12 protein-coding genes are annotated in these 21,117 nt (G+C 70.8%); 4 read left to right on the forward strand and 8 right to left on the reverse strand.

The annotated features are described in order from the left end of the window. Nucleotides 1-2 precede the first annotated feature (2 nt). Nucleotides 3-1,583: a glutamine-hydrolyzing GMP synthase gene (guaA, locus tag SMIR_RS14100; RefSeq protein WP_067366905.1), complete on the reverse strand. Its 1,581-nt coding sequence runs from the start codon at nt 1,581-1,583 to the stop codon at nt 3-5. 435 nt (nt 1,584-2,018) lie between these two features. On the opposite strand from guaA, the gene SMIR_RS14105 reads away from it, so the two are divergent. Then, nucleotides 2,019-2,342, forward strand: a complete 324-nt coding sequence (locus tag SMIR_RS14105; protein WP_282459373.1) for a chorismate mutase — start codon at nt 2,019-2,021, stop codon at nt 2,340-2,342. Between the two features lie 550 nt (nt 2,343-2,892). Here SMIR_RS14105 and SMIR_RS14110 read toward each other — a convergent pair. After that, on the reverse strand, nt 2,893-4,173 hold the full coding sequence (locus tag SMIR_RS14110; protein ID WP_212727078.1) for a hypothetical protein: 1,281 nt from the start codon (nt 4,171-4,173) through the stop codon (nt 2,893-2,895). Nucleotides 4,174-4,386: 213 nt separating this feature from the next. Between SMIR_RS14110 and SMIR_RS14115 the strand changes: the two genes are divergently transcribed. Further along, complete coding sequence (locus SMIR_RS14115) at nt 4,387-5,370, forward strand: LAETG motif-containing sortase-dependent surface protein (RefSeq protein WP_079174090.1); 984 nt, start codon at nt 4,387-4,389, stop codon at nt 5,368-5,370. Nucleotides 5,371-5,533: 163 nt separating this feature from the next. Here the strand turns inward: SMIR_RS14115 and SMIR_RS14120 are convergent, their stop codons facing one another. Both SMIR_RS14120 and SMIR_RS14125 read right to left on the reverse strand, forming a co-directional pair. Further along, nucleotides 5,534-7,339: a GMC family oxidoreductase N-terminal domain-containing protein gene (locus SMIR_RS14120; RefSeq protein ID WP_168494729.1), complete on the reverse strand. Its 1,806-nt coding sequence runs from the start codon at nt 7,337-7,339 to the stop codon at nt 5,534-5,536. 57 nt (nt 7,340-7,396) lie between these two features. Continuing rightward, complete coding sequence (locus tag SMIR_RS14125) at nt 7,397-9,034, reverse strand: succinic semialdehyde dehydrogenase (protein WP_168494727.1); 1,638 nt, start codon at nt 9,032-9,034, stop codon at nt 7,397-7,399. Between the two features lie 546 nt (nt 9,035-9,580). Between SMIR_RS14125 and SMIR_RS14130 the strand changes: the two genes are divergently transcribed. Continuing rightward, a complete protein-coding gene (locus tag SMIR_RS14130; protein ID WP_168494725.1) occupies nt 9,581-11,575 on the forward strand; it encodes a glycosyltransferase family 2 protein in 1,995 nt (664 codons plus the stop codon). A 144-nt stretch (nt 11,576-11,719) separates the two neighbouring features. Next, on the forward strand, nt 11,720-12,562 hold the full coding sequence (locus SMIR_RS14135) for a hypothetical protein (protein ID WP_168494723.1): 843 nt from the start codon (nt 11,720-11,722) through the stop codon (nt 12,560-12,562). 15 nt (nt 12,563-12,577) lie between these two features. Here SMIR_RS14135 and SMIR_RS14140 read toward each other — a convergent pair whose 3' ends face one another. The 4 genes from SMIR_RS14140 to SMIR_RS14155 all read right to left on the reverse strand — a co-directional run bounded on the left by SMIR_RS14140 (nt 12,578) and on the right by SMIR_RS14155 (nt 20,892). After that, nucleotides 12,578-14,197 (reverse strand): serine/threonine-protein kinase, encoded by a 1,620-nt coding sequence (locus SMIR_RS14140; RefSeq protein WP_168494721.1) that lies wholly within the window; start codon nt 14,195-14,197, stop codon nt 12,578-12,580. Between the two features lie 103 nt (nt 14,198-14,300). Then, nucleotides 14,301-15,977 carry a serine/threonine-protein kinase gene (locus SMIR_RS14145; protein WP_168494719.1) on the reverse strand — a complete coding sequence of 559 codons (1,677 nt, stop codon included), beginning with the start codon at nt 15,975-15,977 and terminating at the stop codon, nt 14,301-14,303. 110 nt (nt 15,978-16,087) lie between these two features. Then, on the reverse strand, nt 16,088-17,836 hold the full coding sequence (locus SMIR_RS14150) for a serine/threonine-protein kinase (RefSeq protein ID WP_168501240.1): 1,749 nt from the start codon (nt 17,834-17,836) through the stop codon (nt 16,088-16,090). A 164-nt stretch (nt 17,837-18,000) separates the two neighbouring features. Further along, complete coding sequence (locus tag SMIR_RS14155; RefSeq protein ID WP_212727079.1) at nt 18,001-20,892, reverse strand: serine/threonine kinase C-terminal domain-containing protein; 2,892 nt, start codon at nt 20,890-20,892, stop codon at nt 18,001-18,003. Nucleotides 20,893-21,117: the final 225 nt, after the last annotated feature.

Below are 21,117 nucleotides of genomic sequence, written 5' to 3' on the forward strand. Positions count from 1 at the left end.
GACTACTCCCACTCGATCGTGCCCGGGGGCTTGCTCGTGACGTCGAGGACGACTCGGTTGACGTCCGCGACCTCGTTGGTGATGCGGGTCGAGATCTTGGCGAGGACCTCGTACGGGAGGCGCGACCAGTCGGCGGTCATCGCGTCCTCGGAGGAGACGGGGCGCAGCACGATCGGGTGACCGTACGTGCGGCCGTCGCCCTGGACGCCCACGCTGCGGACGTCCGCGAGCAGGACCACCGGGCACTGCCAGATGTCACGGTCCAGACCGGCCGCCGTGAGCTCCTCGCGGGCGATGGCGTCGGCCTCGCGGAGCAGGTCGAGCCGCTCCTTCGTCACCTCGCCGACGATCCGGATGCCGAGGCCCGGGCCCGGGAAGGGCTGGCGCTGGACGATCTCGTCGGGGAGACCGAGCTCCTGCCCGACCATCCGGACCTCGTCCTTGAACAGCTTGCGCAGCGGCTCGACGAGCTCGAACTCGAGGTCCTCGGGGAGACCGCCCACGTTGTGGTGGGACTTGATGTTGGCCGTGCCGGTGCCGCCACCGGACTCGACCACGTCCGGGTAGAGCGTGCCCTGGACCAGGAAGGCGACGTCCTCGCCCTCCGCGGCCTCGGCGATGATCTCCGCCTGGGCCTGCTCGAAGACCCGGATGAACTCCCGGCCGATGATCTTCCGCTTCTCCTCGGGGTCCGAGACGCCCTTGAGCGCGGTGAGGAACCGCTCCTGCGCGTCCACGACCTTCAGCTGTACGCCGGTCGCGGCCACGAAGTCCTTCTCGACCTGCTCGGTCTCGCCCTTGCGCATCAGGCCGTGGTCGACGTACACGCAGGTCAGCTGGGAGCCGATGGCCTTCTGCACGAGGGCGGCGGCGACGGCGGAGTCCACACCGCCGGAGAGGCCGCAGATGGCGCGCTTGTCGCCGACCTGCTCGCGGATGAGGGCGACCTGCTCGTCGATGACGTTGCCGGTCGTCCAGTTCGGCGTGAGGCCCGCGCCGCGGTACAGGAAGTGCTCGAGCACCTGCTGGCCGTGCGTGGAGTGCATGACCTCCGGGTGGTACTGGACGCCGTACAGCTTCTTCTCGTCGTTCTCGAAGGCCGCGACCGGGACGACATCCGTGGACGCCGTGACCGTGAAGCCCTCCGGGGCGGCGCTGCACGCGTCACCGTGCGACATCCACACCGACTGCTCGTCCGGGGTGCCCTCGAAGAGGGTCGATCCGGACTTGGAGACGTGCAGGGGCGTACGGCCGTACTCGCGGGCGCCGGTGTTGTCGACCGTGCCGCCGAGGGTCGTCGCCATCAGCTGGAAGCCGTAGCACATGCCGAAGACGGGGACGCCGGACTCGAAGATCGCTCGATCGAGACGGGGGGCGGCCTCGGCGTACACCGACGAGGGGCCTCCGGAGAGGATGATCGCCGCCGGGTTCTTGGCGAGCATCTCCTGGACCGGCATGGTGCTCGGCACGATCTCGCTGTAGACCCGGGCCTCGCGGACGCGACGGGCGATGAGCTGGGCGTACTGCGCACCGAAGTCGACGACCAGGACGGTGTCGGGGGCGGCGGGGGACGCTTCTGGCACGGTTTGCCTTCCGGCGGTGAGCAGGGGGTGTGGGGTACCGAGTCTACCGGGGGTCCACGGGGGTGTGCCTGCACCGGGTTTCTCCGCCCCCGCCGCCCCTGCCCGTCCCACCCCCAGGGGCTCCGCCCCTTCGACCCCGCCAGGGGCTCCCCCCGGACCCCCACATCGCCCGAAGGGCTCGTGCTCGAACGCCGGACGGGCTGAAGATGCACACAGCGCCACCCGCCCGGCGAGTCCGGGTCTCAGGATCCGAACCCGCTTGGACGTGGCACGGCCCTGCGGGCATACTGCTGCCATGCTTTCGCAGGCGACCTTCCTGTTTACCTATGGCAACCGGCCCACCGGCTGCCATGGTCGTGCTGCTTGAGCAACTGACAAGCGACTTCCCAGGCGCCCCGGGCCGACAAGGCCCGGGGCGTCTGTCGTTTCCGGGTCCTGCCGATCCGGGGCACCTCATCCCAAGAGGAGCCCACCATGGCCGACGTACTCGACAAGACCGGCGCCCGTACCGACGAGGCCGCGGACGTGATCACCGGCGCCCGTGAACGCATCGACGCCCTCGACGACCGGATCATCGGCCTCGTCCAGGAACGGATGGCCGTGTCGAAGGTGATCCAGGAGGCCCGGATCGAGTCCGGTGGCCGCCGGGTGAACCTCTCGCGCGAGATGGAGATCCTCGCCCATTTCAGGGACGCGCTCGGCAAGCCCGGCACATCGCTCGCCATGACGCTGCTGGAGCTGTGCCGCGGCCGCGTCTGACCTCGTACGCAACGTACACAACGTACGCACGTACGCATGCCCTCTCACCCGTACGGCGCGTGACCGAGGCGCCGCGGACTTCGTTGGTCCTGGTGTCCGTGTCAGCCAGGGGCGGGCCCGAAAGAACCACGCGTGGCTCCACTGGGGCGATGAGACGTACGGATCGTGCCGTACGTCGTGGGACCTCACCCCAGGGGTGTGACCGGACGGCAGGGGACAGCAGCCCGGTCACTCAAGAGAACGGTCGGCTCCGGGGACGCCCGGAGCCGTCCGACGGAATCTGTTCAACGGGCCGAGCACACCCTCCAGGCTTTGGCTTCTGCTCCACTCCGCTCCACGGTCCCAAGTCCCGTACCCCGTGTCCGTCCCCGCCGTGTCCTCCCGTATCCGTACCAAGACCCGCGGCGCAACCCCCCGGCGCCGCTCCCCAGGCACCGGCGCCGACCTGACGTCGGTGCTGGCGAAGAAGGGCCCCGCGGTCTCCGTCCCGCGGGGCCCTTCGCACGCCCGTCAGATCCCGTCAGGTCTCGTCAGATCCCATCGGATCCCATCAGGTGCGGGACAACGTGCCGCATGTCTTCGTGCCGGAGTGCTGGATGTCCCGGCTGCGGTCGTACGGGTCGGTCGTGGGCCCCGTCGGAGGCGCGCCGGTGGGGGCGGCCGAGTCGAACTGGGGGTGCAGGAAACCGTCGTAGACATCGCAGGCGGTGTTGCCGAGGTCCTGGTCGTACCGGATGATCGACAGCTTGCCGGGAGTGGCCCGGTACTTCCGCGGGTCGAGGAGTTCGAGGTCGAGGACGCGGCGCACGATGGTGCGGGCCACCTCGGTCGAGCCCCCGCCGGAACCCTCGGTCGGCGCCCCCGACGTCTCCGTCGCCCCCGGCGTCTTTGATGCCTGGTCGGCCTGGATCAGGGGGTAGACGAAGGTGTAGTCCATGTGGATGGCGACGGACCCGTGCGCGCCCGCCTTGAACGTCATCCGGCCACGGACCTTGACCACATCCCCGGCCGGCCGCACCTCGGCCGGGTCGAACCGGCTGAAGAGCATCAGCGGATCGTGCTTCTTGCCCGGCGCGCGCAGCCAGCTGTTCACGTCGTCGAGCATGCGGGGCTGCTTCGGGTCGAGGACGGCGAGCGCGCTCTCGGGGCGCTCGCCCCGCAGGGTTCCCGGGGCCAGGTTCGCGCCGACGAGCAGGGTCTTCGCCAGTTTCAGGGCGGCGGCCACCTGCGCGCTCGTGAACGTACCGACCGGCGTCGCCTTCGGTACGACGATGGCGGCGGCGCCGTCGGCCCAGCGCTCGGCGGGCGAGCCGGCGAACGGCCTGTCGAGGGTGGGCGTGTCGGGCGCGGCGCTGGAGGGAGCGGCGGTCGGAGGCGCGGATTCGGCGGGCAGCGCGGCGGCGGACGCGCCCCCGGACGGCGTACCGGACGACGCGTTGGACGACGTGCCGAAGGGGTCGCCGGGCAGCAGCGACGGCTTGACCGCCACCAGCGCCACGGCGATCGCGACGGGCACGCCGAGGATCGCCCACAGCCGGCGCCGACGGGCCGCGCGCCCGTCCATCTCCCTCCCCCAAGCTCTCGACTTCGCTCGACCAGGGGAGACCCCCATGGCCGGACCCGTTCGCCACCCCTCCGGCTGGGCACCCTTGGCGTCGTTCTGCCGGAGCCGCTCGGTCACCATGCGCGCCCGGGCGGACGGCTCCTTCGGCGCCGAACTGCGGATGTCACGTTCGGTGTCGCGGGCGAACCGCTCCCACACGTCGTCGGGGACGGAGGGTTGCTCGAACTCCCCGGACTCCCCCGCCCCTTCGGGCTGCTTGTCAGACACGAGGATCAGTTCTAAGTGGATCGAAAGGCTGCACACAAGGCACATCCGTGTGTGACACAGCCCACATAAGAATTCTGTGAATGAAGGCACAACCGTTCACGGGTTTCGCGGGTCACACCTGCTGAACCAACGGCCACACCCGCGCCCCACACGCGGAGGCCTCATCCCATACGAGTACCGTGACGACGCGGTACCGGACTTTCCGAGGTCTTCATGAAGCTTCGCCGTGCCATGGCCCTGGCGGCCGCAACGGCAGCAATAGCCCCTCTGGCGCTGCTTTCGGCGCCGGCCGCGTTCGCGGACGAGAGCCCCTCCCCCACCGCGACGGTGTCCGAGTCCGCGACCGAGTCCGCGTCGGCGACCCCGACCGAGACCACTCCCGCGCCCGCCGAGACCACGTCCGCGTCGGCGACCGAGACCGCTCCGACTTCGAGCGCCTCCGCCACCGCCACCACCTCGACCTCCGCGACCCCCGCGCCGAGCACGTCGACGTCTCCCAAGCCGTCCGACACGCCGGAGCCCGAGCCGTCCGAGTGCCAAGACTCCAAGGTCGACGTCTCCATCTCCGGCCTGCCCGGCAAGATCGCGGCGGGCAGCGGTTGGCACAAGTTCTCCCTGAACGTGCTCAACAACTCCAAGTCCACGCTGAACGAGCTCGGCTTCTTCGCCGGCGCGTCCTCGGACAAGGCGGGCGACGACCTCTTCCAGAGCAAGAAGGTCCAGCTCCAGGCGTACAACGAGGACACCAAGGCCTGGGAGGACGTCGACTCCGAGGGTTACGCGGTCGGTTACGTCGGCTACACCGACGAGCTCAAGCCCGACTACGAGGTCGACATCCCGCTCCGTATCAACGTGAAGTCCAGCGCCCCGGTCGGCGCCGGCTTCTCGCTCGGCGCCAGCATCTACGGCGACACGGACGGCCAGTGCACGGGCTTCGGCGAGGTCGCGTACAAGTTCCAGATCGTCTCCTCGGGTACCGACACCGACGGCACCAAGCCGCAGGAAGGCGGCAAGGTTCCGGTCTCGGACAAGCCGGCCGACAAGGGCAACACCCCTGAGGTCAACGGCAGCCTCGCCGAGACCGGCTCCAGCTCCGCCCTGCCGATGATCGCGCTCGCCGGTGGCATCGCCGTCGTCGCCGGTGCGGGTGCGGTGTTCGTGGTGCGGCGTCGCAAGTCGGGTGACGCGACCGCGTAAGCGGCCGGCGACACACCCACGTAGGCAGCACGCCTCGTAAGAGAAGAAGGACCTGGGCTCGGAGGGGGGCACAGGTCCTTCTTCGCGTTCACATGGGCCGTCTGCCCTTGGGTACTGCCTTACGGCTGTACTGCTCATGGCTGTACTGCTACGGCTGTACCGCTTACGGCTTCGGGGGCACCGCCGGCATCCCCAGGAACGGCAGCCGCAGCGCGCCGAAGGCGTCCGCGGGCACCGCCGGGTCACGGGGCTCGACCGGCTTCAGACGCTCGTACGCCGTTCCCTGCGCCGGACGCGGGTCCGCCTCGCCCTTGTTGGGCCAGTACGACATCGCGCGTTCGGCCTGGGCGGTGATGGTGAGGGACGGGTTCACCCCGAGGTTCGCGGAGACCGCGGCGCCGTCGACGACGGAGATGCCCGGGTGGCCGTACAGCCGGTGGTAGGGGTCGATCACACCGGTCTCCCGGGAGTCGCCGATCGGGCAGCCGCCCAGGAAGTGCGCCGTCAGCGGCGTTCCCATCAGCTCGCCCACGTTGCTGCCCGCGAAGCCGTTGATCTCCGCGGCGACGGCGGACGCCGCCTCGGACGCGGCCCTGATCTGCTTGGGGTTGGGCGCGCCGTGGCCCTGCCGGGCCGTCAGCAGGCCCTTCCCCGCGCCCTTCGGCTTCAGGTAGGTCGTCAGGGAGTTGTCCAGCGACTGCATCACCAACCCGATGATGGTCCGCTCGGACCATCGGCGGTTGGAGAGGGAGCGGAGCACCAGAAGGGGGTGCTTCACCGCGTTCGCCAGCCATCCCGCCACCCTCGACGAGCCCTCCGCGTACGGAACCTGGAGGATGGACAGGCCGCCCATGGCGTTCGAGCCCTTGCCGTAGCGGACGGGCTCGATGTGGGTGTTCTCGTCCGGGTGGATCGACGACGTGATGGCGACACCCTGGGTGAAGTCGGCCTTGAGCGTGCCGTGCGCCTTGCGGTAGCGGCGGTTGTCGGTCTGGGCGCCCACCAGCGCCTCCGAGTTGGTACGGGTCAGCTCGCCCAGCCTCGGGGAGAGGTACGGCAGTTGGCCGCCCGCCTTCATCCGGTGCAGCAGTGTCTGCGTGCCGTACGTACCCGCGGCGATGACGACCCTGCGCGCCTTGAACGTCCGCCCTTCGCCCTTGCGCTTCTCGTCCGTGGGCAGGGTGGCGACGGCGTATCCGCCCTGTGAGTCGTCGGTGACGGACACGACGGTGGTCATCGGGTGCACGACCGCGCCCGCCTTCTCCGCCAGGTACAGGTAGTTCTCGTTGAGGGTGTTCTTCGCGCCGTGCCGGCAGCCGGTCATGCACTCGCCGCACTCGGTGCACGCCTTGCGGGCGGGTCCGGCGCCCCCGAAGTAGGGGTCCTCCACCTCACCGCCGGGCCTGGCCTTCGCCGTGCCGTCCGCGTCCTGCCCATCGCCGAAGAAGACGCCAACAGGCGCCATGTGGAAGCTGTCGCCGACACCCATCCGCTGCGCGGCCGCCTTGAGATGGACGTCGGAGGGGGTCATCGTCGGGTTGAGCCGTACGCCGAGCATGCGGCGGGCCTGGTCGTAGTACGGCTTCAGCTCCGCCTGCCAGTCGGTGATGTCCTTCCACTGCGGGTCGTCGAAGAACGCCTTCGGCGGTACGTAGAGGGTGTTGGCGTAGTTCAAGGAGCCGCCGCCGACTCCGGCGCCCGCCAGCACCATGACGTTGCCCAGCAGATGGATGCGCTGGATGCCGTACATGCCGAGCGCCGGCGCCCACAGGTAGTTCTTGATGTCCCAGGAGTTCTTGGGCAACGCGTCGCGGGTGAAGCGACGGCCAGCTTCCAACATGCCTACGCGGTAGCCCTTTTCGGTGAGCCTGAGGGCCGTGACCGAGCCACCGAAGCCGGAGCCGACGACGATGACGTCGTAGTCGTACGCGGTGTCGTCCGGGTTGTGGACGGAGTTCTCCTGTGACACGTGCTGCTCTCCTCATTGAGAACGTGGTGCGGCCTGACGGAGCCCTAGCCGGGGCCCTTATCGCAGCCGGAGCGCCTTCATCACCCTCAGGCTGCGGCTCATGAACTCCGCGTACTTCTCGTCGTCCATGCCGAGCGAGGGGGCCATCGGCAGCAGTCGCTGCTGGGCGACGGTCTGCGCCTCGGTGTACTTGAGGATGCCCTCGGAGCCGTGTCGACGGCCGAGGCCGGAGTCCTTCATGCCGCCCATCGGCGACTGGACACTGCCGTACGCGGGCGCGTATCCCTCGTTGACGTTCACCGTGCCGGTGCGCAGCCGCGCCGCGACCGCGCGTCCGCGCCGCCCGTCCTTCGTCCAGACGGAGGAGTTGAGGCCGTACGACGTGGAGTTGGCGAGTTCGACGACCTCGTCGTCCGTCTTGAAGCGGTAGAGGGAGACGACGGGCCCGAAGGTCTCCTCGTTGCAGACGGCCATGGGGGCCTCCACGCCGTCGAGGATGGTGGGCTCGTAGAAGTAGGGGCCGATGTCGGGGCGGGCGACGCCACCGGCGACGACCTTCGCGCCCTTCGCGACCGCCTCGTCCACATGTCGGGTCACGGTCTCCAGCTGCCGCTCCCCCACCAGCGAGCCCATGTCCGCGCCGTAGGCGAGGGAGGTGCCGAGCCGCATGGCCTTGGTCCGGGCGGCGAAGCGCTCCGCGAACGCGTCGGCGATGGACTCGTGGACGTACAACCGCTCGATGGAGATGCAGAGCTGACCGGCGGAGGAGAAGCAGGCGCGGACGGCGCCCGCGGCGGCCTTGTCGATGTCGGCATCCGCCAGGACCACCATCGCGTTCTTGCCGCCGAGTTCGAGGGAGACGCCGACGAGCCGGGCGGCGGCGCCCTGGGCGACCTCGCGGCCGGTCCGGGTGGACCCGGTGAAGGAGACGTAGTCGGCGTGCTTGACGACTTCCGGCCCGACGACCGGCCCGTCCCCGATGACGACCTGGAAGACCTCGGCGGGCAGCCCGGCCTCGATGAGCAGGTCACGCGCCCACAGGGCGGTGAGGCAGGTCTCGGTGTCCGGCTTCATCACCACCGCGTTGCCCGCGACGAAGGCCGGGAGCGCGTCGCCGACGGAGAGTTCGAGGGGGTAGTTCCAGGGCGCGATCTGGCCCACGACACCGCGCGGGTGACGCAGTTCGGTGACCTTGGTGAGGGTGGGCATGGCCCCGGCGTGCCGCTTGGGTCGGAGGTAGGCGGGAGCCTTCCTGCCGTAGTGGCGGGCGGCCACGACGACGGCCTGCACCTCTTCGTGCGCGTGCAGCCGGGCCTTGCCGGTCTCCAGCTGGATGAGGTCGAGCACCTCGGCCTGGCGGGCGAGCACCAGGTCGTGGAAGCGGAGCAGGACGGCGGCGCGCTGCCGTACGGGCGTGGCACCCCAGGCGATCTGCGCCTTACGGGCCCGCTCGAAGGCCTCCTGTACGTCCTCGGGGGTGGACTCGGGCAGGTCGGCCAGCTTCTCGCCGGTGAACGGGGTGTGGTTGGCGGTCCGTCCGGAGCCGACGACACCCTTGGTGAGCTGCGCGACCAGCTCGGGCGTGACCACGTCGGCGGCGGTGCGGGCGCCCACGGGAGCGGGGGCGAGAGGGTTGGTGCCGGTCTTTTCCGACTTGACCGTGCCGGTGATTTCCGAGGCCTGCGAGTCCGTCATGAGGCGCAGCGTATGACGGAGCGGGGGCTTTGGGTACCCGTTGGTAACTCGCTTTCACCGACTGCACACACCGTGCCAGTGGGCACTGGCAGCGAATGCCCTGATCAGGGCGTTGTTCGGGAGCTCAGCGCCGTCTTGCCGACGTCGAGGCGTGCGCGGGCGCTCGTGAACAGCGAGGTGCCCCGGCGGCGTGCGCAGCATCCGAGGCACCCTTTATGCCCCACTTATGTTCCGCCCGTGTCCAACGATTACCGCAAGGGAAATTTCCCAGGAAAATCCTCTTCTGCCGCACCGCCCTTTCCCCCACCAATTATCCAGAGCGCTGCTTTCGGGAGAAAGCGTGAGCGAATCGGTCATTCGAGAAGTGAGCTGAACCACACTCGGGGCCCTCGCTTCACTGAGCATTCATGTTGAACGCACCGACGACTCACGGTATGTTCACATCCCTGTCGGCACCTTCTCCCACATATATGGATCTTGCTTACGCGGTTTCCCAAGTGGCCAGCAAACGAGGGGCGTGCCCCGTCTTGCCAGGAGAACGTGACGATGGCTGTGCCCACTGTTTCGGTGATTGTCGCTGCTTATAACGCGATGCCCTACCTGACACGGTGCATTACGTCCGTCGCCGATCAGAGCATCGGGCAGGACAAACTGGAGATCATCGTCGTAAACGACGGCTCCACGGACGGCACGGCCGCCGAACTCGAGCGGCTGTCCGACACGTATCCGGCCCTGATGCGGGTGATCCATCAGGAGAACTCCGGTGGCCCCTCCGCCCCGCGCAACCGCGGACTCGACCACGCGCGGGGACAGTTCGTTTTCTTCCTCGACGCCGATGACTACCTGGGGCCGGAGGCCCTGGAGCGCATGGTGGCGATGGCCGAGGAGAACGGCACGGATGTCGTCCTCGGCAAGATGGTCGGTGTGGGCGGACGCGGCGCGCCCACCTCCATGTTCCGGCGCGACCAGCCGAAGACCGACGTCTTCTCCTCACGGGTCTACTGGACCCTGAACCCGATGAAGCTGTTCCGCCGCGAGCTCCTGGAACGGCACCACCTCCGCTTCCCGACCGATCTCAAGATCGGCGAGGACCAGATGTTCGTCGGCCCGGCGTATCTGCACGCCTCGGGGATCTCCGTGCTGGCCTCGTACGACTGCCTGTACTGGGTGCAGCGGGACGACGACGGCAACATCACCCTGCAGACCGGGGGCTCCGAGCCCCGGCTGCGCTTCCTGCCGCGCATCGTCGACGTGATCCTGGAGAACGTCCCGGCCGGCCCGGGCCGCGACCACCTCGCGCACCGGCATCTGACCGTCGAGGTGCAGCAGCTCCTCGGTCATGTGGCGCGCGAACCCCGCGAGCTGCAGCAGAAGCAGCTGGACCGGCTGGCCGACGCGATCGCACCGCTGTGGCACGAGGGGCTGAACGAGCAGCTCTCGGCGATGGCCCGGCTCCGGCTCCACCTCGTACGGCACCGGATGCTCGACGAGGTGCTCGAACTGACCAGGTTCGAGAAGCAGCTGGCCAAGAGCGCGGCCGCCACCCCCGTACTGGTCGACGGCGGCCGGGCCTACGCCCGCTACCCCTTCCTCCGCGACCCCGCCCGCTCCGTCCCGGACAGCTGCTACGACGTCACCGACCAGCTCGGCCTGCGCCACCAGGTCACCCGCGCCGAACTGCACGGCACCACTCTCCACCTGGCCGGGTACGGGTACCTCCACCGCGTCGCCACCGAGGACGTCACCACCGACCTCGTCCTGCGCGAGCGCGACAGCGGGACGGAGTACCGGCTCCCCGTCAAGCACACCGCCACTCCGGGGCTCGGCGCGCACGAGGACGAGGGGGCGTACACCTACGAAGAGGCCGGATTCGAGACGACCGTCGACATCGACACCGCCGCGGGCGGCGCACCGCTCGGCGACGGGCTGTGGGACATCTCCCTGGCCGTCGGCGCCCAGGGCCTGTCGCGTGAGGTGCGGATCGGCAGCAAGCGGGCCCTGGACGTCTCCGGCACGGCGGACACCCGTGTCGTGGACACCACCCGCGGCGTGCGCGCCGTCACCCTCTACACCACCAAGCCGCACGGCAACTTCACGCTCGACCTGGGCGAGAAGAAGAACCGGGTCCTGCCGCACCTCAAGTTCGGGGAGTCCCGCTGGAACGCCAGCAACCCCACCGAACTGCTGATCACCGGCCGCTGGACCCTCGGTGCCTACCCGGACAGCCCGCTGACCCTGGCCCTCAGCAACGACAGTGGCGCCACCGCGGCCTTCCCCGTCGCACGCACCGCCCACGCCGACACCTTCACCGCCCGCGTGCCGGTCTCCGATCTCGCCGCCGGCGTCTGGACCGGCGAACTTCGACTCTCCGGTTGGTCCTTCGCCCTGCCGAAGATCCCGAAGGACCTGGAAGCGAGCAAGTGGCGCCGCCGGGGTCTGCCCTGGTACGCGAAGTCGGCTTCCGGCTCCGGCGGGCGCTTCGCCCTGCTGGTCACGAAGACCGACCTGGTCAAGGCAGTCGCGGGCAAGCTGAAGGCGTGACCGCCATCACCTCGGGCGGCGCTTTACCAACTTGACGTTTCCTTGACCTTTACCACATAGTCCTTTCACCTCATGTACACGGCAGGTACCGGCCGCGCCTCAGGCGCGGCCGGTCGTGTCCGCGCACCGAAGGACTTCCTCAGAATGAAGAGATCCGCGCTGTCGCGCCCCGGCGTCGCAGTGGTCGCGTCGACGCTCGCGCTCGCCCTGGCCACGGGCTGTTCCGACTCCGGTTCGGATTCCGGCTCCGGCTCCGGTGGCAAGGCGACGGGCGGCAAGGGGGCGGCGGCCGCGGTCAAGGCCCTGAGCGACGCCGAGTTGAAGAAGCTGATCGTCGGCAAGGGCGACCTCGCCGGATACCGCTTCGCGGCGGCCGACCAGTCCGAGCGGTTCGCCTCCTCCAAGGAGGAGATCACCGTCGTCGACGAGAAGTGCGCGCCGCTCGCCTATGTCCTCACCGGCTTCGCGCCGGGCGACTCGACCGCGTACGTCAACACCATGGCCAAGCCGGTGGAGGCCAAGCCCAGCGCGTCCTCCACCAAGAGCATGGAGGACATGACGGAGAAGGAGCTCGACGAGGCGCTGAACTCGATCACCGACACCCTCGGCGGGACAGTCACCATTGTCTCGCTCTCCTCGTACGAGGGCGACGGCGCCCAGAAGGTCATGTCCTCCGTCTCCGACGCGGTCAAGGGCTGCGCGGGCGGGTTCAAGGCGACGTCGAAGGGCGCGAAGGACGACCCCCAGAAGTTCACCAAGGTCGAGGCGGAGAAGGCCTCGGGCAGCGGCGACGAGTCGGTCGCCTTCGCCGTGACCGGCGAAGCGGACGGTGACAAGATCGTCGTACACGCCGAGGCGGTGCGTCATGGCGGCACGGTGGCCACGTACTACTCGCTGAACCTGGCCGCGTTCCTCGCCGACGGGAAGCCCAAGGAGTACGGCATCCCGGCCGACCTCATCAAGGCCCAGGCCGCCAAGCTCGCCTGAGCCCTCGCCAGTCCCTTACAGCCGGTCGACGTCCAGGTTCGCGATCGCCGTCCTGGCGACTTCACGGCCGCGTGCCGTGAAGTCGCCCTTGCCCGGATAGCTGATCGTGAACTTGTACATGTCGCCCTTGGACGACTTGTAGTAGAAGATCTTCACCTCGCGCGGGCGCGGGTTCTGGCTGTCGGTGGTCGTGTAGACGACGGTGTTCTCGGCGGCCTGCCTGCCGTGGTACTTCGCGTTCTCCGGGGCTGTCCGCGGGGCCTCGGGCATGCTCAGCTCGTACGCGCCGCTGCCCTTGAAGTCGTCGTTGTCGGCGTACATCTCGGCGGCCGAGGAGTCCTTGATCCGGTGGCTCGTGTCCTCGGACTTCTTGATCAGGGTCAGGCCGATCCAGATGCTGCCGCTCCAGTCGGTGTACGTGACCCAGTGCCCCTTGTCCGACGTCCGGTCCGGCGTCGATCTCTGGTAGCCCGCGGGCGCCGCCAGTGTCGCGGCGACGTCCGTCTCGTGGTGCTTCTTCCAGCCGTCGGGCAGCGGCCCCGCGAACGGGTTCGCGAACACCAGGTACGCCGCCACCGCCGCCGCGACGACCACCGCGCCGAGGCCGATGAACAGGGGCGTGCGGCGCACGCGCAGACCCTGGCCGCCCGGACCCGCGATCTGCACCACCTGCGTCGGCTCCGGGGCGGGTGGCGCGGCGGCCTCCTCCAGCATCCGTCGGACCCGGTCCGCGCCGGGGCGGCGGGACGGCTCCTTGTCCAGCAGCCCGTTGATGGCCTCCGCCAGCGGACCCCGCGCCGAAGCGGGCGCCGCCGGCGTGGAGTTGAGGACCGACTGGAGCGTCGCGGGCGTGTTGCTGCGACGGAAGGGCGACACGCCCTCCGTGGCCGCGTACAGAACGACACCGAGCGACCAGAGGTCGGAGGCCGGGCCCGGACGCTGGCCCAGCACCCGCTCCGGCGCGATGTACTCCGGCGACCCGACGAAGCCACCGGTGGCCGTCAGATTCGTCTCGCCCTCGATCTGCGCGATGCCGAAGTCGGTGAGGACGACCCGGCCGTGCGGGCCGAGCAGCACGTTGTCGGGCTTGACGTCCCGGTGCAGGATGCCCGCCGCGTGTGCGGCCTCCAGCGCGCCGAGCACCTCCAGACCGATACGCGCCGCCTCACGCACCCCGAGCGTGCCCTCCTGGAGGGCTGCGCCCAGCGAACGGCCCCGCACCAGCTCCATGACGATCCAGGGCTGTCCGTCCACGACCGCGACGTCGTGGACGTTCACCACCGCCGGGTGATCGAGCCGGGCCGCGGCGCGCGCCTCGCGACGCATCCGCTCGAAGACATTGGCGCGTTCACGCTCGGGAAGGTGGTCCGGGACGCGCGGCTCCTTGACGGCGACCTCACGGTCCACCGTCTCGTCCTTGGCCCGCCAGACCGTCCCCATCCCACCGTGACCGAGCTTGCCGAGCAGCCGGTAGCGGCCCGCGACGAGCCGCCCGGTGCCGGGGTCGGGATCGGGCGCGGGCACCGGATCGGGCGCGGACTCGACCGTCGGCTCCGGGGCGACCCGGGTCGGCGGTTGCAGAACGAAACTCGTCGGCTCGTCGGACCCGTAAGGGACTCCCCCGTTGTTCCTCATGGGTCCATCCCTATCGCGGCACGCTCTCCGGCATCCAGACCCGTCGCGCACCGGTCACAGACCCGTGACGCGGACCATCCCTTATCTCCCGTTTATCTGCCGTCTACGAGGCCACGAAGGTGTCCAACGCCACGTCGAAGTACTCCTTCGCCTCCGTCACCTTGCCGACCGGCGCCGACACCCACACGTCGTACATCCGGCCGCCTTCCTCCCAGCAGAGGTCGTACGTGTGCCGCGCGCCCTCCGCCTTGGTGAAGCCGTTCCAGGTGAACTCCCAGAGCGCGGCGGGCTGTCCGTCGTGCGTGGTCGAGGTGACGGTGCCGTCGTGGTAGCCCGGGTTCGTGGACGGCCCGTCGGCGTCGGCGCGCCGCATCACCGCGAGCGGGCCGCCCGCCTCGGGGTCGGTCGCCTTGATGCCGAGGCGGAAGGTCTGGCCCGGCGACAGGTAGAAGATCCGCTCGCCCTCCGGATCGCGTGTGAAGCCGTCCGGCACGGCGAGCGAGAACCCGTCCGGGTCATGGACCGTCCGGTAGCCCGAGGGCGCCGTGCCGGAGGCGGCGGTCGGCTTCTGCTGCCGGGTGACGGTGACCGTCGGGGCGGGGCTCGGTGAGGCCGAAGACCCCGGAGCTGCGGACGCGCTCGGGGAGTGCGACGCGCTCACGGACGTGCCCGGCGCCGAACTGGCGGACGGAGTCGACGTACCGCCTCCACCGCCTCCGTCGTGGTTCACCAGCAGCACCGCCGACACACCGGCCCCGGCCACGGCGGCGACCAGCGCCGCGACGACGAGCATGGTCCGCGCCGACCGCTTCGGGGCACGGCCGGGCGCGGCGGCAGGAGGAGGAACCGGCGGAGGGGAGGAGTGCGTGGCCTGTTGGGCGGGCGATTTCCGCTTCGGTACGTCCCGTTGCGTGGGCGTGTAGCCGGCCGACGCGGCCCTCGGCGTACGGCCCGTCTCCAGGAACGCCTTGAGCAGCCGCTCCGCCTCCAACGCGTCGAGCCGCCGCTCCGGATCGCGCTCCAGCAGCCCCCGTACGACGGGCAGCAGGGGTGCGGCCTGCGCGGGCGGGCGGATCTCGTCCATGACGACGGCGTGCAGGATGCCGCCCAACGAGTCACGGCGAAAGGGCGATTCGCCGCTCAGGACCGTGCAGAGCAGCGCGCCGAGCGACCACAGATCGGACTCGGGACCGGTCCTGACCCCGGACATCCGCTCGGGCGCGGTGTATTCGGGCGAGCCGACGAACGACCCGCTCTCGGTGAGGGTCGTGGCGCCCGCGACCTGGGCGATGCCGAAGTCGGTGAGCACGACACGGTCGGTGCCCGCCTCCATCAGGACGTTGGCGGGCTTGAGGTCACGGTGCAGGACACCCGCGTCGTGCGCGCGGCGCAGCGCGCCGAGGAGGGCGAGGCCGATCCGGGCGGCCTCGCGCGCGTCGACAGGACCGTCGGCGGAGATCCGTTCGGCGAGCGAGCCGCCGTCGATCAGCTCCATGACGATGTAGGGCCGTTCGTCCTCCTCGACCACGTCGTGCACGACGATGATGTGCGGGTGGTGCAGCTGGGCGACCGCGCGGGCCTCGCGCAGGGTGCGGTCGCGCTGCGTCCGGGCCTCGTCGTCGGAGAGCGAGTCGTCGAGGGCGAGCTCCTTCACCGCGACCTGCCGGGCGAGCAGCTGGTCGGTGGCGCGCCAGACGACGCCCATGCCGCCCCGGCCGATCCTGGCCTCCAGCCGGTAACGGCCGCCGATCACACGGACGTTCTCCCCCTCGGTCCCCATACGCCCCATCATGCCGCACCGGACGGACGCGCTCCGGGCACCGGACCGCGCGATGGCTGTTATCCGGCCTTGTCAGACCGGTTGCGGCCAGTTCGTGTCCGTCCGGCCCGTCAGGTCTTGGGGAGCCAGCTGCGGAGAATCACGTCGAACTGCCGGCGCGCCGTGTCCCAGTCCGCCGCGGGCGAGGACATGTAGATCGCGTACTCGACACCCTCGCGGCTGAGGTACGTCTGCTCGATCGCCCGCCGCTTGCCGGGGAACGGCGTCTGCTTCTCCAGCGCGGTCCAGGTGAAGTCCCACAGGGAGCCCGGGCAGTCGCGGAACGTGTTGGACTGCAGTTGCACCCGGTGGTAGTCGACCAGCTTGGTCAACTGCTCCTCCAGGTCCTGCTGGTGTGCGAACGGTGTGGGAAAGTCCGGCGAGTCGTCGATGGCGATGCGGACGAAGTGCTTGCCGCCGTCGGGCGTGTAGTCGACCTGGTTGCCGTTGGCCTGCCGCTGCCAGGTCTTGTCGGGCAAGGAGATGGTGAAGCCCTCGACGTCGTCCCGCTGCACCCAGGAATCGGGCACGGCGCCGGACGGCTCCTGAGTGCTCGAAGTCGCGGTCGGGGTGCTCCCGGGCTTGGTGGTGCCGGGGTTCGCGGTGCCGGGCGAGGCACTGTTGTGGGTGTCGTCGGTCCGTGCGCCGTTCAGGTAGTTCATGGCCACGGCGCCGCCACCGCCGATCAGGGCGGCGAGTACGACGACGAGGGCGATCGTACGACCGCGGCGCCGTCTCCCGGACGCGCCCCCCGTGCCGGTACCGTCGCCCATGGGCCCGGGCACCGGCGCATGAAGCGTCGGCGTCGCCCCGTGCGCGCCCGATCCGTGCGCCACGGACCCGTGCGACGCCGTCTCGTGCGCCCCCGGTCCGTGGGGCGCGGCGCCGTGGGATCCCCTCCCACGGGGCGCCGTCCCGTAGGCCGCCGCCGGCTGCGCGCCCATCCCCATGGTGCCCGTGTCCACATGCTGTTGCGTCGGCACATACGCCTGCGCCGCAATCGGCCTGCGCCCCTCCGCGGCCTCGGCGAGCATCTGCTCGGCCTCCTCCGCACCGGGCCGCACGGCCGGGTCCTTGTGCAGCAGCGCGGTGATGACGGGCCCGAGCGGACCGGCGTGCTGCGGCGGCGCGGGCTCCTCGTCGACCACGGCCTGCATGGTGGTCAGCGGCGAGGTCCGCCGGAACGGCGACCGCCCCTCCACCGCCGTGTACAGCGTCGCGCCGAGCGCCCACAGGTCGGCGGACGGACCGGGGTCGTGCCCGCGCACCCGCTCGGGCGCCAGGTAGTCGACCGAGCCGACGATCTCGCCGGTACGCGTGATGGTCGTGTCGCCCTCGACCTGCGCGATCCCGAAGTCGGTGAGCAGTACTCGTCGGTCGGAGGACAGCAGTACGTTCCCGGGCTTCACGTCACGGTGCAGTACGCCGGCGGAGTGCGCGGCGCGCAGGGCGCGCAGCACCCACAGCCCGATCCGCGCCGCCTCGGTCGGTTCGACGCGCCCCTGCTCCTTGACCTCGTCGGCCAGTGAGTTGCCCTCGACCAGCTCCATGACGATCCAGGGCCGGTTGTCGTGATCCAGGACGTCGTGCACGGTGACGACGGCCGAGTGGTTGATCCGGGCGGCGGCCCGCGCCTCGGCGTGGGTGCGCGCCAACAGAACGGCCCGGTCACTCTCCGTCACATACAGCGCGGCCGTCAGCTCCTTGATCGCGACGGCACGGTGCAGCACTTCGTCGTGCGCGCGCCACACGCGGCCCATGCCACCGCTGCCGATGGATTCGACAAGTCGGTAGCGGCCCGCGAGGAGCAGGCCCTGCATCTGATTCACGTTTCCCCGCAATGGTATTGACAGGGTCAGACTAAAGAGCGGTCCCCGCGCAGGGAACCGGCGGGGTCGTACGGAGACCGCACTGTGACGGTTCTCCCTTCGGGGTACGGGAGGGAACCATTCAGCGTTCAGCGGTTCATGACTACGGGAATTGCTCAGCCGGTGACTTGGTACGTCGCCGACGCCTGCTCGTACAGTCTCGTGACCTCGTCCCGTTCGGCCTCCGGGCCGCGGACCTGCACCACGTGGTAGTGCCCGCCGACGATGATCGCGAGATTGCGGACGTACAGTGACTGCCCGGCGGAGTTCTGCCAGGTGAACTGCCCCTCCGCCATGGTCCGTCCGCCCACGTCGATCCGCCGCATCCCGCTGGACGTGGCCCACGTCGAGTCGCGGAACGGCTGCAACTCGCTCTCGGTCTCCCGCTGGTACGTCAGCGGATCGCTGCCGTACTTGCCGGTGCTGTCCCGTCCGGGTACGACGATGAGCTCGAAGTCGCCCTGGGAGTAGACCACCTGGCCGCGCCCGTTCTTGGGCGTGCGGTTCCAGCCGTTGGCCACGGCGACCTGGAAGCCCTCGGAGTCCTTGCGCAGGGTGAAGCCCTGGCCGACCGCCGGGTCGTTGGACTGCGAGGTCGTCGAACTGGCGCCGCCAGAAGGGTTCGTGTCCGTGCCGGGAGAGGTCTGGTCGGGGCGCGGCCGGCTGCTGGCGCTGCCGTCGGCGCCCGTGCCCGCGGTGTTCCCGGGTGCCGGGCTCACCTGGCCCGCGGAGCCGGTCCGTCCGCCGTTCGCGTCGCTGTTCGGGTCGGTCTTTTTCGGCATGAAGACCATCGCGTACGCGACCGCCGCGGCCAGCAGGAGCAGGACCAGCAGGACCAGGTTCCGGCCCAGCTTGCGCGGCTTGGCCGTCTCCGTCGACCTGGCCGGCCTCGCCTGCCGGTCGGGCTTCGCGCGCTTGTGGCGGGCGTGTGCGCTGGTCGCGGGCAGTCTGGCCCGGCGCCTGCGGACGAGCTCGCCCCTGCGCCGTACGATCGGCAGCCGGCTGGGGTCGACGGGCGGCGCCGCGACGACGTGCGCGCCCGCCTCGGGCTCCGGCGCGGACCGCACCAGCGAGCGCAGCCAGCCGCTCAGCTCCTCGAAGTCCAGCCGCTCGGTGGGGTCCTGACGCAGCAGCGACTCCACGACGGGCCGCAGCGGCCCGCACTCCTCGGCGAACGCGGGCGGCTCCGCGCAGACCAGCTGCACCAGCTCCGCGGTGTTGTCCTCCGGGTAGGGAGCGTGTCCCTGCACGGCCCGGAAGAGCAGGGCGCCCAGCGCCCACAGATCGGTCTGGGGGCCGATCGGCGCCGCCAACTGCCAGTTCTCGTGCACCGGCCCGGCCTGCTCCGGGGCCCATCGCTCGGTCACCGGACCGACGACGGCCATCCGCGCCTGCCGGGCCCGCTCCGCGGCGAGCGCGGTGGCGGGACCGCGCCGCGGGGGCGCACCGGCGACCAGCTCGTCCCAACGGCCGTTGGGAGTCGGGGCGGGGGTGGACTGCTGTCCGGGCACGAGGGCGGGGGTGCCGTGGTTCTGGATGCCGTGGTTCTGGGCGCCGTGGGGGCCCTGGGTGCCCTGGGTGGCGTGGGGGCCCTGGGTGGCGTGGGGGCCCTGGGTGCCGTGAAGGTCCTGGGGTCCCGGGGGCACCGGGGCGCCGCTGTGGCCACTTCCAGGACCGGTCGCGGGGCCGGGGAGCGCCGGGCGCCCCTGACCGCCGTTGCCGCCGGGGCCGGGACCACCGAAGCCAGGGCCGTTGCCGCCGGGGCCGGTTCCGGGGCGCGGCTGCGCGCCGGGCCAGGCGCCCGCACGCCCGCCGCCGACGCCGTACGGGTCGGCGATCTGACCGGGGGGCGGGGTCTCGGGCCGCTGCTCCACACCCTGCCCGGAGCCCTGGGCCCCCGGCACGGAGCCGTCGGCCGGTGGGGCAGGACGGGGCGCAGGCAGTGCCGCCGGACCGCCCCGCTGCTGCTCATGCACGCGCGCCGCGGCCCGGGCTCCGGCCCGGTACGCGGCGATGGCCCCGGCCCGGGCCGCCCGGGCGTCGCCTCCGGCCTCCAGCGCCCTGCGCGCCAGGGCCGCCCCGCCTTCGGCGGGCGGCTCCCCCACAGGTGTGGTGTTCTCGGCCCGCGCCTCGATCGCGGCCCGCCGCGCGGCCTCGGCATCGGCCCCCTGCACACTGGCGACCACCGCACCGAACGAGGCTCCGGGACCCCCGCCGGACGCACCACCGGCGGGCAGCCCTCCGGTCACTGCACCGGGCGCGGCGCCGCGCGTACGGGCCGCGCCACGCGGGACGCCGGTGACCGTGCCCGTACCCGCTCGTGAATCCGCACCGGGACCCGTGTGGGGCGAACCGGCGCCGACGCCTCCCTCACCCCCGGGACCCTCGAAGTCCTGTACCGGCACCGGGTCGTACCCGCACAGTGCCTCCTCCGCGGCGCCGGCGGCCAGGCCGGTCAGCATCACACGGCCGTCGTCGCAGACGAGCACCGTGCGCACGGTGATGTTGCGGTGGACCCATCCGTGCGCGTGCAGCACCCTCAGCGCGGTGACGACGTCGGCGGCGACCTCGGCTGCCCGATAGGGGCTCAGCGGCTTCTCGGCGAGGAGCGCGGCCAGCGACCGCGCGGGCACCAGCTCACTCACTATCCACAAGGACCCGCCTTCGGCGAACACGTCGAAGACCTGGTCGAGCCGGGGATGGTCGGGAATCTGCGCGGCGGCCTGCGCCGCCTCGATCGCCCGTCGTACGGCGGGTTCGGTGGGCCTGCGCGTGGTCCGTGCGGAGGCGCGCCGCACCCCGCCGTCCCGCGCCACGAACCCTTCGGGCAGCCCGTCCGCGTCGAGCATCTCCGCCTCGACGACCTCCGGCAACGGCACTTGCCGGACGAGGACTTCCTGTCCGCTGTAGGTGTCGAAGGCCCGGCTCTCGGCGAGTTCGTACTCGTCGGAGGGCGGCAGCGGCAGGCGGTAACGGTCGGCGAGTACCCGTCCCGCATAGTCGTCCACGATGCCTCCCCCGGCCGCCCGGTGGTCAATTCCGTTCGCCTTGCGCCCCGTTACGGCTTCGTACGGTCCGCAACCACTCACGATACGTGCCGGAGGCAAGCCGCAATGTCGGGATGCGAGATGTCACCGGCCCGTGACCGACCCCTACAACAGACACCCCGGGCGAACCGGCCCGAACCTCACGGCATGGGCACGCGCCTCACGACGTGGGTTCGGGCCCCTGGC

The organism is Streptomyces mirabilis, from assembly GCF_018310535.1.
Taxonomy (GTDB): Bacteria; Actinomycetota; Actinomycetes; order Streptomycetales; family Streptomycetaceae; genus Streptomyces.

Bases quoted from the DNA above. Each gene is read 5' to 3' on its own strand.
- SMIR_RS14115 (WP_079174090.1), top strand. From the start codon at position 4,387: ATGAAGCTTCGCCGTGCCATGGCCCTGGCGGCCGCAACGGCAGCAATA.
- SMIR_RS14125 (WP_168494727.1), bottom strand. From the start codon at position 9,034: ATGACGGACTCGCAGGCCTCGGAAATCACCGGCACGGTCAAGTCGGAA.
- SMIR_RS14130 (WP_168494725.1), top strand. From the start codon at position 9,581: ATGGCTGTGCCCACTGTTTCGGTGATTGTCGCTGCTTATAACGCGATG.
- SMIR_RS14135 (WP_168494723.1), top strand. From the start codon at position 11,720: ATGAAGAGATCCGCGCTGTCGCGCCCCGGCGTCGCAGTGGTCGCGTCG.
- SMIR_RS14140 (WP_168494721.1), bottom strand. From the start codon at position 14,197: ATGAGGAACAACGGGGGAGTCCCTTACGGGTCCGACGAGCCGACGAGT.
- SMIR_RS14145 (WP_168494719.1), bottom strand. From the start codon at position 15,977: ATGGGGACCGAGGGGGAGAACGTCCGTGTGATCGGCGGCCGTTACCGG.
- SMIR_RS14150 (WP_168501240.1), bottom strand. From the start codon at position 17,836: ATGCAGGGCCTGCTCCTCGCGGGCCGCTACCGACTTGTCGAATCCATC.